Origin of the sequence: Pseudomonas tensinigenes (assembly GCF_014268445.2) — a bacterium.
Classification (GTDB): Bacteria; Pseudomonadota; Gammaproteobacteria; order Pseudomonadales; family Pseudomonadaceae; genus Aquipseudomonas; species Aquipseudomonas tensinigenes.
The window spans coordinates 685,877-700,078 of record NZ_CP077089.1 but is presented as its reverse complement, the minus strand read 5'-3'; the positions used below and the strand labels follow the sequence as shown (position 1 = coordinate 700,078).

General features: G+C 59.7%; 12 protein-coding genes. 1 reads left to right on the top strand and 11 read right to left on the bottom strand.

Annotated features, from left to right (window positions below; translation table 11 throughout):
- Positions 1 to 206: 206 nt before the first annotated feature.
- From HU718_RS03085 to HU718_RS03050, 8 genes are all read right to left on the bottom strand, one after another.
- On the bottom strand, positions 207 to 1,799 hold the full coding sequence (locus HU718_RS03085; RefSeq protein ID WP_102899518.1) for an AAA family ATPase: 1,593 nt from the start codon (positions 1,797 to 1,799) through the stop codon (positions 207 to 209).
- Positions 1,800 to 1,809: 10 nt separating this feature from the next.
- The gene (gene aroB / locus HU718_RS03080; protein WP_186612992.1) at positions 1,810 to 2,910 is read right to left on the bottom strand and encodes a 3-dehydroquinate synthase; all 1,101 of its coding nucleotides are present in this window, start codon (positions 2,908 to 2,910) and stop codon (positions 1,810 to 1,812) included.
- 152 nt (positions 2,911 to 3,062) lie between these two features.
- Entirely contained in the window at positions 3,063 to 3,581 is a 519-nt protein-coding gene (aroK, locus tag HU718_RS03075; protein WP_011332081.1) for a shikimate kinase AroK, read from the bottom strand.
- Positions 3,582 to 3,585: 4 nt separating this feature from the next.
- Entirely contained in the window at positions 3,586 to 5,664 is a 2,079-nt protein-coding gene (locus HU718_RS03070) for a type IV pilus secretin PilQ (protein WP_186612994.1), read from the bottom strand.
- A 13-nt stretch (positions 5,665 to 5,677) separates the two neighbouring features.
- Positions 5,678 to 6,205, bottom strand: a complete 528-nt coding sequence (locus HU718_RS03065) for a pilus assembly protein PilP (RefSeq protein ID WP_186612996.1) — start codon at positions 6,203 to 6,205, stop codon at positions 5,678 to 5,680.
- Positions 6,202 to 6,825, bottom strand: coding sequence for a type 4a pilus biogenesis protein PilO (gene pilO, locus HU718_RS03060; RefSeq protein ID WP_150707956.1), 624 nt, complete (start codon positions 6,823 to 6,825; stop codon positions 6,202 to 6,204). Before pilO ends, HU718_RS03065 begins: the two co-directional genes overlap by 4 nt.
- Positions 6,822 to 7,388, bottom strand: coding sequence for a PilN domain-containing protein (locus tag HU718_RS03055; RefSeq protein ID WP_095120724.1), 567 nt, complete (start codon positions 7,386 to 7,388; stop codon positions 6,822 to 6,824). Before HU718_RS03055 ends, pilO begins: the two co-directional genes overlap by 4 nt.
- Complete coding sequence (locus tag HU718_RS03050) at positions 7,388 to 8,452, bottom strand: pilus assembly protein PilM (protein WP_150692970.1); 1,065 nt, start codon at positions 8,450 to 8,452, stop codon at positions 7,388 to 7,390. Before HU718_RS03050 ends, HU718_RS03055 begins: the two co-directional genes overlap by 1 nt.
- Positions 8,453 to 8,671: 219 nt before the next feature.
- Here HU718_RS03050 and HU718_RS03045 point away from each other — a divergent pair, with 219 nt between their 5' ends.
- Positions 8,672 to 11,116 (top strand): penicillin-binding protein 1A, encoded by a 2,445-nt coding sequence (locus tag HU718_RS03045; RefSeq protein WP_437180876.1) that lies wholly within the window; start codon positions 8,672 to 8,674, stop codon positions 11,114 to 11,116.
- 319 nt (positions 11,117 to 11,435) lie between these two features.
- Here the strand turns inward: HU718_RS03045 and HU718_RS03040 are convergent, their stop codons facing one another.
- The 3 genes from HU718_RS03040 to rpmE form a co-directional block, all read right to left on the bottom strand.
- Positions 11,436 to 12,704 (bottom strand): malic enzyme-like NAD(P)-binding protein, encoded by a 1,269-nt coding sequence (locus HU718_RS03040; protein WP_102899524.1) that lies wholly within the window; start codon positions 12,702 to 12,704, stop codon positions 11,436 to 11,438.
- Between the two features lie 183 nt (positions 12,705 to 12,887).
- Positions 12,888 to 13,688 (bottom strand): thermonuclease family protein, encoded by an 801-nt coding sequence (locus tag HU718_RS03035; protein ID WP_186612998.1) that lies wholly within the window; start codon positions 13,686 to 13,688, stop codon positions 12,888 to 12,890.
- A gap of 14 nt (positions 13,689 to 13,702) precedes the next feature.
- Positions 13,703 to 13,930 (bottom strand): 50S ribosomal protein L31, encoded by a 228-nt coding sequence (rpmE, locus tag HU718_RS03030; RefSeq protein WP_016984589.1) that lies wholly within the window; start codon positions 13,928 to 13,930, stop codon positions 13,703 to 13,705.
- Between the last annotated feature and the right edge of the window lie 272 nt (positions 13,931 to 14,202).

Genomic DNA, 14,202 nt, shown 5'->3' with positions numbered 1-14,202 from the left:
CGACGAAATGTCGCAAATTCATGTCGCATTTGTGAAAGGTTTAAAGCGATCTGCTGTGCTAGTCAAAACTTTTTTAATTTTGACCGCAACGACTCAAAGACTACTGTGACGCAGACACCACAAGGCACGCGGCCTGTGAAGGCGGCGCGCACTCGTAGAAATTTTGAGGTGCTTGGAGAGGCGGCCTGGGTAAGGCCGCCGAATCTTCAGCGAGTTGTTGCCAGTTCCTGTTGGACGCTGGCGACAGTGCGAGGCCAAGGTTTACCAGCCTGAACCTTCGCTGGCAAGGCCTTGATGGCAGAAACGGCCGCATCACGATTGGCAAAGTTGCCGTAGGTGATCACGTAAAGCGGCTTGCCGTTGAGGACTTTCTTGAAATAACGGTACTCACCACCCTGCTCCTTGACGAAGCTTTGCGCGGCAGCTTCCGAGCTGGTGCCGAGAATCTGCACCACGTAGTTACCGGTCGGCTGACCGGCGTACCAGCTGCCACCGGCCGCTTTGGCGACAGTAACCGGCTTCTCGGCCGGTTTCGCGGCTGCAACAGGTTTGGCTGGCGCCGGAGCCGGTTTGGCTGCTGGCGCTGCTGGAGCAGGCTTGGCGGTGGCAACCTGAGTTGGCGCGGGGGTCGGCTTGGCTGCCGGGACAGGAACCGGTGTTGGCGCAGGACCTGCCGGAACACCCGCGGGTGGCGCCGAAGTGGTCACGGTTGGCGGGGTGTCGCTGGAACCTTCCAGCGGCACACCGTCGTCACCTTCAGTGATACCGCCCGCTGCTTCAGCCAACGGACCGCGCATCACCGGTTGCGAGTTGCCGACCAACGGCAGCGGCATCGGCTGCGTATTACCGGCGAATTCGACGTTCGGCGCGCCGCCATTGGCTGCGCCCTGGCCCAACGGCAACTGCGCCTGTTCATTGGCCGGTGCGCCGGTGGTTGGCGCCTTGTTGCGACCCGGCATCAGCCAGGCGGCGGCGACCGCGACCACAACGACGGCGGAAATCGCCAATACGTGTTTCTTCGGCATGTTGAACCCCATACTTGGACGCTTGACCGCAGAGCGGCTGGCAATCATGACTTCGATCAGAGCATCGCGAGCGACCTGGTTGATGTTGCCCGGCCAACCCTCGGCACTTTCGTGAATATCAGAGATCTGATCCGCGGTGAAAAGTTCGACACCGCGACCGGCACCTTCGAGCCGTTGGTCGAGATACTCGCGAGTCTCTTCTTCGGTGTAAGGCTGCAATTCGATGACGTGGAAGCGCTCTTCCTCAAGGTGCAACGCCTCGAGCTGAGCGATCAGCGAGGACTCACCGAACAGGAACACATGCGGGCGACCTTCCGGAGCGCCGGCACCCAGCGCCATCAGCGCTTCCAGGGCGGATTCGTCGAGTTGCTCGGCGTCATCCACCAGCAGATAGACTTCCTGGCCGGTCAGCGCGAGTTGCACAACCTGGTCCAGAATCGCGCCAACTTCGGCCTGAGCGACGTTCAGCGCCTGCGCGACCTGACGCAACACGCCAGCAGCATCACCGGCGCCACGCGCGGAAACCACCACGCTCTGCACCGATTGCTTGTTAGTGCTGGCGACCAGCGCCTGACGCAGCAGGGTTTTACCACTGCCTTGCGGACCAGTGACCACAAGTAGCAATTGGCTATAGCGCGCCAGATGATGCAATTGACCCAGCACCGGTTTGCGCTGAGCCGGGAAGAACTTGAAGCCCGGCACACGCGGCGCGAACGGGTCGTGGCTTAACTGGAAATGGCCGAGGAACGCCTCGTCGGCATGCAAACTAGTCATCGGAATCTTATTAACCTTTAAGCTGAGCCAGGGCGCGGTAATCCGCTCCCAGCGTGGCCTGTAGAACCTCTTTCGGATAATCGTCGGTCACTACCGCTTCGCCCATCCGGCGCAGCAGCACCAGGCGCAGACGACCGTCGATCACTTTTTTATCAATTGCCATGTGTTCCAGGAAATCGGCTTCGGTCATTTCCGTCGGCGGGATCACCGGCAGACCGGCGCGCTGGAACAGACGAATGCCGCGATCACGCTCCTGTTCACTGATCCAGCCCAGGCGCGCGGACATTTCCAGCGCCATCACCGTGCCAGCCGCGACGGCCTCACCGTGCAGCCAGACACCATAGCCCATGTGGGTCTCGATGGCGTGGCCGAAGGTGTGGCCAAGATTGAGCGTGGCGCGCACGCCGGTTTCCTTCTCATCGGCACCGACCACCGCAGCCTTCGCTGCGCAAGAGCGCTCGATCGCGTAAGTCAGGGCTTTCTGGTCGAGCGCACACAGGGCATCGACGTTTTCTTCGAGCCAGGTCAGGAACGGCTCGTCACAGATAAGCCCGTATTTGATGACTTCGGCCAGACCGGCGGACAGCTCGCGCTCTGGCAGGGTTTTCAGGGACGCCGTATCGATCAGCACCACGTTCGGCTGATAGAACGCGCCGACCATGTTCTTGCCCAGCGGATGGTTGATGCCGGTCTTGCCGCCCACCGACGAATCGACCTGGGACAGCAACGTAGTAGGAATCTGGATAAAGTCGACACCGCGCTGGTAGCAGGCAGCGGCGAAGCCGGCCATGTCGCCGATCACACCGCCGCCGAGGGCGATCACGGTGGTGCGGCGGTCATGACGGGCAGTCAGCAGACCGTCGAAGATCAGTTGCAGGGTTTCCCAGTTCTTGAAGGCTTCGCCGTCCGGCAACACCACGGAGATCACCGAGAACTGCGCCAGGCTGCGGGTCAGACGTTCGAGATAGAGCGGCGCAACGGTCTCGTTGGAGATGATTGCCACCTGCCGCCCATGGATGTGCGGAGCCAGCAGTTCGGGCTGATCCAACAAACCTTCGCCAATATGAATCGGGTAGCTGCGCTCGCCTAGATCGACCTTGAGTGTCTGCATGTGTCCCCACAGTGAAGATGGAAGCAGGCGTCCTGCCCTGAATTATTGGTTATCTGCGGCCTATTGCGGGTATGACGCCGCTCGCACGCCATCCGCCACAACCTCGACGAGCTGTGACAGGACGCCGAGGATAGCGCATTTCGAGCGCTGCTTTAACGGGGAGGAAGTTGCGCCAGACGATCGAGAATGTCGAGCACCACCATGCGCGGCGGCCGTTCGTCGGTTTCCACCACCAGATCGGCGATTTCCCGATAGAGCGGATCCCGAATCGCCAGCAGGTCGCGCAGGGTTTTCTCCGGATTGGCGGTGCGCAGCAATGGCCGATTGCGGTCGCGAGACGTACGGCCGACCTGCTGTTCAACGGAGGCGTGCAGATACACCACTCGCCCACCCTCATGCAGGGCCTTGCGATTGGCATCGCGCATGACTGCGCCACCGCCGGTCGCCAACACCACGCCATCGAACGCGCACAGTTCGGCGATCATCGCCTGCTCACGGTCACGAAAGCCGGGTTCGCCTTCCTTGTCGAAGATCCACGGGATATTGGCGCCCGTGCGCAGTTCAATTTCCTTGTCGGAATCTTTGAACGGCAGGCGCAGCTCTTTGGCCAGCAACCGGCCGATGGTGCTTTTGCCAGCGCCCATCGGTCCTACAAGAATCAAATTTCGCACAGAATCAACGACTCACAGCAATCGCCTGGTTATTCATGATACGTGGTGTGAGAAATACCAGCAGCTCGGATTTTTTCTCCGAAACCACATCACGCCGGAAAAGGCGGCCAAGATACGGCACATCGCCAAGAAATGGCACCTTATCTACGACCTTGCTTTGAGTATTTGAGAAAACACCGCCAATCACGATGGTTTCGCCGTCATTGACCAGTACCTTGGCGTTGACCTCGTTTTTCTTGATCGGCGGCACATCCTGCACTTTGTTCAGGTAATCCGGTTCGTCCTTGGTGACCTTGACCTCCATGATGATGCGATTGTCGGGGGTGATCTGCGGCGTGACTTCCAGCGACAGCGATGCCTCCTTGAACGACACCGACGTGGCACCGCTGGAGCTGGCTTCCTGATACGGAATCTCGGTGCCTTTGAGGATTTTTGCGGTTTCTTTGTCGGAGGTGACCACTTTCGGCTGCGAGACGATTTCGCCGTTGCCGGTTTTCTCCATCGCTGTCAGCTCAAGATCGAGCAAGACATTGTCAGTGATGAAGGCAATGCCGATCCCCGAGGTATTACCCACGGCCCCCATATCGACAAACGGTGAGTTGGTACTGGTGCTGCCCGGCGTACCAATGGTGGTTGATGAACCGTTGACCCCGGAAGCGTTCCAGTTGCCCTTGTTCTGGATCGAGCCGCCCCAGCGCACGCCGAGGCTTTTGTCGTAATCGACGTTAGCCTCGACGATCCGCGCCTCGATCATCACCTGACGCACCGGAATATCCAGCTGCGCCACGATCCGCCGCAGTTCGTCGAGACGATCCTGAGTCTGGTAGGCAATGATGTTGTTGGTCCGCTCATCGACAGTAATCGAACCGCGCTCGTCGATTTTAGCCTCAGCACTGGTCACCGACTGGAACAGCTTGGCGATGTCCGCCGCCTTGGCGTAATTCACTTGCAGCAGCTCACGGCGCAACGGCGCCAGTTCGGCAATCTGCTTCTGCGACTCCAGTTCCTGGCGCTCGCGGGCAGCGATTTCATCGGCGGGAGCGACCAGCAGCACGTTACCGATCTTGCGTTTATCCAGACCTTTGGTTTTCAGCACCAGATCCAGCGCCTGATCCCACGGCACGTTTTGCAGACGCAAGGTGATGCCGCCCTGCACCGTATCGCTGGCGACCAGATTGAGGTTGGTGAAATCGGCGATCAGTTGCAGCACCGAGCGCACATCAATGTCCTGGAAATTCAGCGAGAGCTTTTCGCCGACGTACGCCTGACGGTCGGCATTACGTTTCTGCAGGTCATCGACGGTCATCGGGCGGATGCTGACGGTTAGCTTGTTGTCGGTCTGGAAGGTGGAGTACTCGTAGGTGCCGCTGGGTTCGACAGTAATAACCGTGCGATCACCGCTCACCCCGGCATTGACGAACTGCACCGGAGTAGCAAAATCCTTGACGTCGAGGCGTACCCGCAACTTGTCTGGTAACTGCGTGCGGGTAAAGTTGAGGATGATCTTGCCGTCATGTTCCTGGATATCCGGAGCGATGGTCGGGTCGGACAGGTCGATGACGACATTACCTTCACCTGCCGTACCGCGCTGGAAGTCCACACCGCGAATCGCCCGGTTTTTCGGCACAAAGGCCTTGGCGGGCGCAGGCGCTTTAGCGGTAGCACGAGGTGCGACGGCAGCAGGACGCGTCGCCGCTGCCGGTGCGCCCTGACCAACCACCACGAACAGGTTATTGCCTTCGACCCGCGTGGTGTAAGGCGCCAGTTGCGTGAGACTGACAATCAGCCGCGTCCGCTCCTTGGCCTCGACCACCGTGGCCGTGCGCGCATTACCACTGCCCAGATCAAGATTCTTGCTGGCCAACTGACTGGCGACACCGGGCAGATCCAGCGCAATCCGCGCCGGTGATTCGGTGGTGTAGCCCTTGGGTTGCGGCGGCGGGCCGTCGAACGACAACTTCAGCTCGACGCGATCACCCGGCAACGCCGCCACGTCGAGCGTCTTCAGATTGGCCGCGAATACCATCGGCGACATCAGCGCTATCCATAGCGAAAAACCGAGGGTGGAGAAAATCCTGTTCATTGTTCGACTTCCACTATGAGTGCTCTTTCAAAGGAATGGTGCGCGGGCGCTCCAGCCAGGCGCCTTCGCCGTCGGGCACGATTTCGACGACATCGACCTGGGTGGCGCTGATGGCGACGATGCGACCGTCGTTGCGCCCCAGGTAATCGCCGACTTTTAACCGATGTACGCCGCCAGCACCGCGCAACAACGCAAAGGAGCCGGAAACATTGGAGATCGTGCCAACCATCTCGAACTGCTCGATGTTGAAACCTTCGAGGTATTGCTTGACCCGGTTGGGGTCGGGCTTGACGTTACGCGAGCCGTGCTTCTGCCCGGCCAGATCGACGCGCACCTGGCGCGAGAACGGACTGCGCAGGTTGGCAGCGCTGTAAGTGAATGTTGGGTAAGACCGAAATGTCGGGGTTGGTTCAATCTTGCCTGCCGGGCGCAGGCGCACTTCATTCAAGTAGGCATCGAGGTCACCGGAGTCATCGCTACCACCACAACCGTTCAACGCGAGCAGCGTCATCGACAACGCAATACAACGAATCGGGCTCATTTCTGCAGCCCCTTGTCGTTATAGCGGTAGGTCTTGGCAAGTATGCTCATGCGTAACTTCGGCCCGCCCTCTTTATCGGCAGGAGCGAGTTCGAAATCATGCAGGGTAACGATGCGCGGCAGTCCAGCCACGCCGCTGACGAAGGTGGCGAGATCGTGATAGGCGCCGGTGACGGTGATCTGAATCGGCAGTTCTATGTAGAACTGCTGGGTGACCTCCGGCAGCAGTTTGATCTCTTCGAACTCCAGACCACTGCCCAGACCGGTACGCGTGATGTCTTCGAGCAGCCCCGGCACTTCGGTGTCACTGGGCAATTGGCGCAACAGCACGCCGAAGGTATTTTCCATTTCCTTCATTTGCTGGGTGTACAGCTCAAGATTGGCTGACAGGCGCGCCTTGCTGGCGAACTGCTCTTTGAGGGTGATCTCTTCCTCACGTTTGAGGTCGAGCTGATTTTCCATGTCACTGATGAAAAAGTTATAGCCAAGCGCCAACACCAGCACCATCAACAGCGCTCCGGCGATAAATTTCACCGCCGCCGGCCAGGAACCGATGTTGCTGGTGTCGAGATCGTTGAAATCGATGTCGCGCAAACTTTCAAGCCATTCGGACGGTTTCATTGGTCGTCCTCCACAGCTTGCGGCTGGGTCTGCCGTACGGTCAGTTCAAACGTGTTGGTCTGGTCCACCTGGCCGGCAGTCGTCGCCTTGACTTCGTTGAGACTCGGCGCATCAAACCAGTCCGACGCCTCCAGATTGCGCATCAGGTCCGAGACGCGGTTGTTGGACTCTGCGGCGCCACTGATCGACAGGGTTTTGCCGGCCATCTTCACATCGGTGAAATACACCCCGTCAGGCAGCGTGCGTGCCAATTGATCGAAGATTCGGCCGCTGATCTGCCGGTTGCCCTGCAAGTCCTGGATGATGCGCATGCGTTCGACCAGTTGCTGACGCCGGGCCTTGAGATCGCTGATCTGTTTGATCCGCTCGTCGACCACAGCGATCTGCTTGCCGATGTAATCATTGCGCGCCACTTGCCGCGTAATCGCCGCACTGATGATCTGGTCGGCAATCAGCACCGCGCCGACCGAGCCGACCACCACGCCGATCAAGGCCAGCAAAAAGCGTTTGCGCCGTTCTTCGCGACGCTCTTCGCGCCAGGGCAGGAGGTTGATCCGCGCCATCAGTCGAAACTCCTGAGCGCGAGCCCGCAGGCAATCATCAGCGCCGGCGCATCGCTGGCCAGCGCACCGGCGTTGACCTTGCTGCTCAAGGCCATATTGGAAAACGGGTTGGCCACTTGCGTCGGCGTGTTCAGGCGTTGCTCGATCAGCCGGTCCAGCCCAGGCACTGACGCCGTGCCACCGGCGAGCAGAATGTGATCGACGGCGTTGTATTGCCCGGAGGCGAAGAAGAACTGCAATGAGCGTGAGACCTGCTGCACCAGCGCCTCACGGAACGGCTGCAAGACCTCACTGATGTAATCATCGGGCAGACCACCCTGCTTTTTCGCCAGCCCCGCTTGCTCGAGGGTCAGGCCATAACGCCGCTGGATTTCTTCGGTCAATTGCCGCCCCCCGAACAGTTGCTCGCGGGTATAGATGATCTTGCCGTTGTGCAGGACGCTGAGGGTGGTCATGGTCGCGCCGATGTCGACCACCGCCACGGTCAGACGCTCCTGAGAGGCTGCCAGTTGCGTTGCGAGCAAGCCGAACGAGCGCTCCAGCGCATAAGCCTCGACATCGACCACCCGCGCGGTCAGCCCGGCGAGAGCCAGCGCCGCTTCACGGACTTCGACGTTTTCCTTGCGACAGGCGGCGAGCAACACGTTGACCCGCTCGGGATTGCGCGGTGATACGCCCTGGACTTCAAAGTCGATGGCGACTTCGTCCAGCGGGTAGGGAATGTATTGGTCGGCTTCGATCTTGAGCTGGTTTTCCAGTTCATCGTCGGACAGCCCGGCGTCCATTTCGATGACCTTGGTGATCACGGCGGAACCGGCCACCGCCACCGCCACGCTCTTGAGCCCGGTACGCGCCTTGACCAGCACGCGGCTCAGGGCCTGACCGACGCCTTCAAGCTCGGCGATGTTCTTTTCGACCACGGCATTGACCGGCAATGGCTCTACCGCGTATGCCTCGACCCGGTAGCGGTCACCCTGACGGCTCAGTTCCAGCAGCTTCACTGACGTGGAGCTGATGTCGATCCCCAGTAACGTTTTGGCCTTTTTATTGAAGAGTCCCAGCACTACCAATTCCCTATGACTTTCCGTGAGTTACGGACTCTGTAATACGCATTGCGTTCCTTCACCCCGTCTTGACAGAAGCGCAAATGACGCCCCCAGCAGAAAAGTGCTTATAATGCCCAGTGTTTTTTTCCGCTTTTTACTGCAAGCGCGGATGGTTCTGTGTGTAGCCGGAACCCCGTCGCCAAATTCATTCTTTGCCCTGGATGTTCAAACGCCTTGATTCGTCTGCTGAAATTTTTCGGTTGGTCCATCGTCGCCGTTTTCTGCGGACTGCTTTTAGGTCTCAGCGGCGCGTTTCTTTACCTTAGTCCGGGTTTGCCCTCTGTGGAGGCTCTGCGAAGCATTCAGTTGCAGATTCCCCTGCGGGTCTACTCCAGCGACAACAAGTTGATCGCAGAATTTGGCGAAATGCGCCGTACACCGATCCGTTTCGCCGACATTCCCCCCAATTTCATTAATGCGTTACTAAGTGCTGAAGACGACAATTTCGCCAACCACTATGGCGTCGATCCGAGCAGCCTGATGCGCGCCGCGACCCAACTGGTCAAAAGCGGACACATTCAGTCCGGCGGCAGCACCATCACCATGCAGGTGGCGAAGAACTTCTTCCTGACCAGCGAACGCAGCTTCTCGCGCAAAACCACCGAAATTCTTCTGGCCCTGCAGATCGAGCGGCAGCTGACCAAGGATGAAATCCTTGAGCTGTACGTGAACAAGATCTATCTGGGCAACCGCGCCTATGGCATCGAAGCGGCGGCGCAGGTGTATTACGGCAAGTCGATCCGCGATGTCAGCCTGGCGCAGATGGCGATGATCGCCGGCCTGCCGAAAGCGCCGTCGCGCTTCAACCCGCTGGCCAACCCGGCGCGCAGTAAAGAACGCCGCGACTGGATCCTCGGGCGCATGTACAAGCTCGGCAAGATCAGCGAAGCGGATTACACCGCCGCCATCAATGAGCCGCTAAACGCCAGCTATCACGTGCCGACCCCGGAAGTGAACGCGCCGTACATCGCCGAAATGGCCCGTGCCGAAATGGTCGGCCGCTACGGCAGCGATGCCTATACGGAAGGTTTCCGCGTCACCACCACGGTGCCGAGCAATCTGCAGGAAATGGCCAATACCGCGCTGCACGAAGGTTTGATGACCTACGACCAGCGTCACGGCTACCGCGGCCCCGAGTCGCGCTTGCCAGGCAAGACGCGCGAAGCGTGGGCCAGTGAGCTGACCAAACAACGCACCATCAGCAGCCTCGAGCCGGCCATCGTCACTCAGGTCGACAAGAACGGCCTGCAAGTGCTGACCCGCACCGGCGAAGAGCACGTCGCCTGGGACACCATGAAATGGGCGCGTCCGTTCCTCAACACCAACAGCATGGGCGCCAACCCGCGTCAGCCGTCGGATGTCGCGGCGGTCGGCGATCTGGTTCGCGTGCAGCGTCAGAAAGACAATTCGCTGAAGTTCAGCCAGATCCCGCAGGCACAAGGTGCACTGGTTTCGCTGGATCCGCAGAACGGTGCGATTCGCTCGCTGGTCGGCGGTTTCGCCTTCGAACAGAGCAACTACAACCGTGCCATGCAGGCCAAGCGTCAGCCGGGTTCGAGCTTCAAACCGTTCGTCTACAGCGCTGCGCTGGACAGCGGCTACACCGCTGCGACGCTGGTCAACGATGCGCCGATCGTGTTCGTCGACGAGTACCTGGACAAGGTCTGGCGCCCGAAGAACGACACCAACACCTTCCTCGGCCCGATCCGCTTGCGCGAGGCGCTGTACAAGTCGCGTAACCTCGTGTCGATCCGCTTGCTGCAAGCGATGGGCGTGGGCAAGACCATCGACTACATCACTCGCTTCGGCTTCAACAAGCAGGATCTGCCGCCAAATCTGTCGCTGGCGCTGGGCACCGCAACGCTGACGCCGATGGAGATCGCCACCGGTTGGAGTACGTTCGCCAACGGCGGCTACAAGATCACCCCGTACATCATCGACAAGATCGAAAGCCGTAACGGCGACACGCTGTTCCTCGCCAACCCGCCGACCGTGCCTCAGGGCGGATCGGCGACGGACGGTATCGCAGCACCGAACAGTGAGTCGTTTACGGTCAACGCCACACCGGTTGCAGGTGAAGTACCGGGCAACGCAGCCGTGCCACAAACGCCGGCAGTGGCTGAGCGGATCGTCGATGGTCGCACCACGTACATCCTCAACAGCATGTTGCAGGACGTGATCAAGCTCGGCACCGGCCGTCGCGCGCTGGCCATGGGCCGCAGCGATATCGCCGGTAAAACCGGTACCACCAACGAATCGAAAGATGCGTGGTTCTCCGGCTACAACGCCGATTACGTGACCACGGTCTGGACCGGCTTCGACCAGCCGGAAAGCCTCGGTCGTCGCGAGTTCGGTGGCACCGTGGCGCTGCCGATCTGGATGAACTACATGTCGGCCGCGCTGAAGGACAAGCCGCCGCATGTTCAGCCTGAGCCGGAAGGTTTGTTGAGCCTGCGCGTGGATCCGGTCAGTGGCCGTGCAGCTACGCCGAGCACGCCGGGCGCGTACTTCGAGCTGTTCAAGTCTGAGGACACGCCGCCGTCGGTGAATGAGCTGGGCAATGGCACGGCGCCGGGCAGTCCGCTGCCGGCTGATGAGCAGGCGCCGATCGATTTGTTCTGATCTAACGGTATTGAAAAGCCCCGCTTTCGTGAGAAGTGCGGGGCTTTTTATTGCCTGAGGATCAAGAGCCCCTCACCCTAACCCTCTCCCGGAGGGAGAGGGGACTGACCGAGTTGTCTGGCTTCCTACATCGACCTGAAAGTATGGTGTCGATTATGGATTCGGCAGGGCATGTTCAGGTCGGTGCAACTCCCGAGCATCCCCCAGTCAGTCCCCTCTCCCTCCGGGAGAGGGCTAGGGTGAGGGGCTCTTGATCCTCAGGCAATAAAAAGCCCCGACTCTCACGAGCCGGGGCTTTCGGTTGAAGCGCTACAACGACTTAGCCGTTGAACACGTCATCCACGCTTTTCAGCGGGTAGTTCTTCGGATACGGCAGGGTCGCCACACCAGTCTCGATTGCTGCCTTGGCCACAGCGTCGGAGATCAGGGTGATCAGGCGCTTGTCCATTGGCTTCGGAATGATGTACTCACGACCGAATTCCAGCGGCGCGCCACCGTAGGCATCGCACACGTCCTGTGGAACAGGCAGCTTGGCCAGTTCACGCAGGGCGTTGGCCGCAGCCACTTTCATTTCTTCGTTGATGCGCTTGGCGCGAACGTCCAGGGCACCACGGAAGATGAACGGGAAGCCCAGCACGTTGTTGACCTGGTTCGGGTAGTCCGAACGGCCGGTGGCCATGATCACGTCGCTACGGGTAGCGTGCGCCAGCTCCGGGGAGATTTCCGGATCCGGGTTCGAGCAGGCGAACACGATCGGGTTCGGTGCCATCGACAGCAGGCCTTCAGCGCTGAGCAGGTTCGGGCCGGACAAACCGACGAACACGTCAGCGCCCGCCAGTGCGTCAGCCAGGCTGCGCTTGTCGGTCGCGTGAGCGAATACGGCTTTGTACTGGTTCAGGTCGTCACGGCCGGAGTGGATCACGCCGGTACGGTCAACCATGAAGATGTTTTCGATGCGTGCACCCATGCTCACCAGCAGTTTCATGCAGGAGATGGCCGCAGCGCCGGCGCCCAGGCAGACGATCTTGGCGTCTGGCAGGGTTTTGCCAGCGATTTCCAGGGCGTTGATCATGCCCGCAGCAGTCACGATCGCGGTGCCGTGCTGGTCATCGTGGAACACCGGAATGTCGCACTGCTCGATCAGAGCACGTTCGATCTCAAAGCACTCTGGCGCCTTGATGTCTTCCAGGTTGATGCCACCGAAGGTGATGGAGATGCGTTTTACCGTGTCGATGAAGGCTTGCGGGCTTTCGGAGTCGACTTCGATGTCGAAAACGTCGATGCCGGCGAAGCGCTTGAACAGTACGCCTTTACCTTCCATCACTGGCTTGGAAGCCAATGGGCCGAGGTTGCCCAGACCGAGAATCGCGGTGCCATCGGAAATGACTGCAACCAGGTTGCCCTTGCCGGTGTATTTGTAGGCCAGTTCAGGATCGCGAGCGATCTCACGCACTGGTTCAGCTACGCCGGGGCTGTAGGCCAGCGACAAGTCGCGAGCGGTAGCAGTGGCCTTGGTGAGCTCGACACTCAGCTTCCCTGGACGAGGATTGGCATGATATTCGAGAGCGGCAGTTTTCAGATCAGACATTTTGGCATTCCGCTTTTTACTGTTGGACAGACTGGTCAGCGAGGATACGCGCCTCGCAAAGTCCCCACAAGACTGAGCGGTCACCCCTGTCAAGCGCCCTGCCCTACGACTTTGGGCCAAGAGCCACGGCGCACAAGGGCTGGACTGTTCACAATCGATAGAAAAAATGTCTACAATTTTTCTTCAGCGCGGCGTTTGCAACATCGCAGGATCCGTCAACGGAAGTAGCCAGCGCGACTGACCGGATTGCAATCCATCGCGCCGGGAACGATCAACGATCCAGCCGCGAGCCTCGATCTGCTTGCCTTTCAGCGCCTGCAAACGGGCATTGTCGAATTGTCCGACCAGATTGGGTGCAACGCGCAATACAAGCGCATCCTGCAACTCGATCCAGATTCCGCCACGATTGCGCTGAACCTTGCTCACACGCCCACTGATCACGGCGAAACCCGAGCGCTGAATCTGCTCCGCTTTCAGTACAGGAGATTGCCGCCAAAGGCCCAGCCCGGCCTTTCGCGCACTGCGTTCGGCGGCTTGCTGGCAGGCGACAAGATCGACATTCGGCGCCACCGCGACCTGGAAACCGAGGCCATCGGCGAGCATTTGCGCTTCGAGATTGGCGCCGCTGGCGCTGTAAATATGCGCGAGCGTACGCCCGTAATGGTCTTTGGCTTGCTTGCCGGGCAGCAATCCGACGCGTCCACCGCTGGCATCGACCAGCGCTTGCAGGCGTTTGCGTGCCGCCACGGCGAAGGGTTCGTCGCTGCGGCCCTGCTTGCCCAGTTCAGGCGTGTTGAGGCCGATCATGCGTACGCTGCGACCATCGCTCAGGCGCAGCGTGTCGCCATCGACCACGCGCTGCACCGTGACGCTGGTCAGCCCCGCAGGTGCCGGGCAGAAGGCTTGCGCCCCGGACAGCCAAATCGCAGACACAAAAAAGGCGCCCGCAAGGGACGCCTTTTTCAGCAACGAGGAAAAGCCCACCGGGCCCTTCAACCTTACTCTGCAGCAGCAGGTTTCTTGCCGAAAGCACCGAAACGGTCTGCGAAGCGCTGAACGCGGCCGCCAGTGTCCAGAGTCTTCTGCTTACCGGTGTAGAACGGGTGGCATTCGTTGCAAACGTCGATTGGCAGAGCTTTGCCGAAAGTCGAACGAGTTTCGAACTTGTTGCCACAGCTGCAGGTAACAGCGATGACTGGGTAATTCGGGTGAATATCAGCTTTCATGGTGTCTTCCTCAGCTAGCGTGCCGCCACCCAACACTATTGTTGAATACCGCACGTAATTAGGCCGCGGATTCTACCAGACCTTTTCAAACACGCAAGCTGTCACCGAGACCGACCGTCTGCTAGGCTCCCGGCCCATTGCGCTGTCCCTGTGGGAGCGAGCCTGCTCGCGAAAACGATCTATCAGCCAGTATTTTCGTCGCCTGACACGCCGCTTTCGCGAGCAGGCTCGCTCCCACAGGTAATGTACGCAGTCCTTTTAATCGTCTGTTT

What these genes read in the sequence shown, in the direction of transcription:
- HU718_RS03070 (WP_186612994.1), bottom strand. Translation starts at nt 5,664, where the DNA reads ATGAACAGGATTTTCTCCACCCTCGGTTTTTCGCTATGGATAGCGCTG.
- HU718_RS03085 (WP_102899518.1), bottom strand. Translation starts at nt 1,799, where the DNA reads ATGACTAGTTTGCATGCCGACGAGGCGTTCCTCGGCCATTTCCAGTTA.
- pilO (WP_150707956.1), bottom strand. Translation starts at nt 6,825, where the DNA reads ATGAAACCGTCCGAATGGCTTGAAAGTTTGCGCGACATCGATTTCAAC.
- rpmE (WP_016984589.1), bottom strand. Translation starts at nt 13,930, where the DNA reads ATGAAAGCTGATATTCACCCGAATTACCCAGTCATCGCTGTTACCTGC.
- aroB (WP_186612992.1), bottom strand. Translation starts at nt 2,910, where the DNA reads ATGCAGACACTCAAGGTCGATCTAGGCGAGCGCAGCTACCCGATTCAT.
- HU718_RS03040 (WP_102899524.1), bottom strand. Translation starts at nt 12,704, where the DNA reads ATGTCTGATCTGAAAACTGCCGCTCTCGAATATCATGCCAATCCTCGT.
- HU718_RS03055 (WP_095120724.1), bottom strand. Translation starts at nt 7,388, where the DNA reads ATGGCGCGGATCAACCTCCTGCCCTGGCGCGAAGAGCGTCGCGAAGAA.
- HU718_RS03065 (WP_186612996.1), bottom strand. Translation starts at nt 6,205, where the DNA reads ATGAGCCCGATTCGTTGTATTGCGTTGTCGATGACGCTGCTCGCGTTG.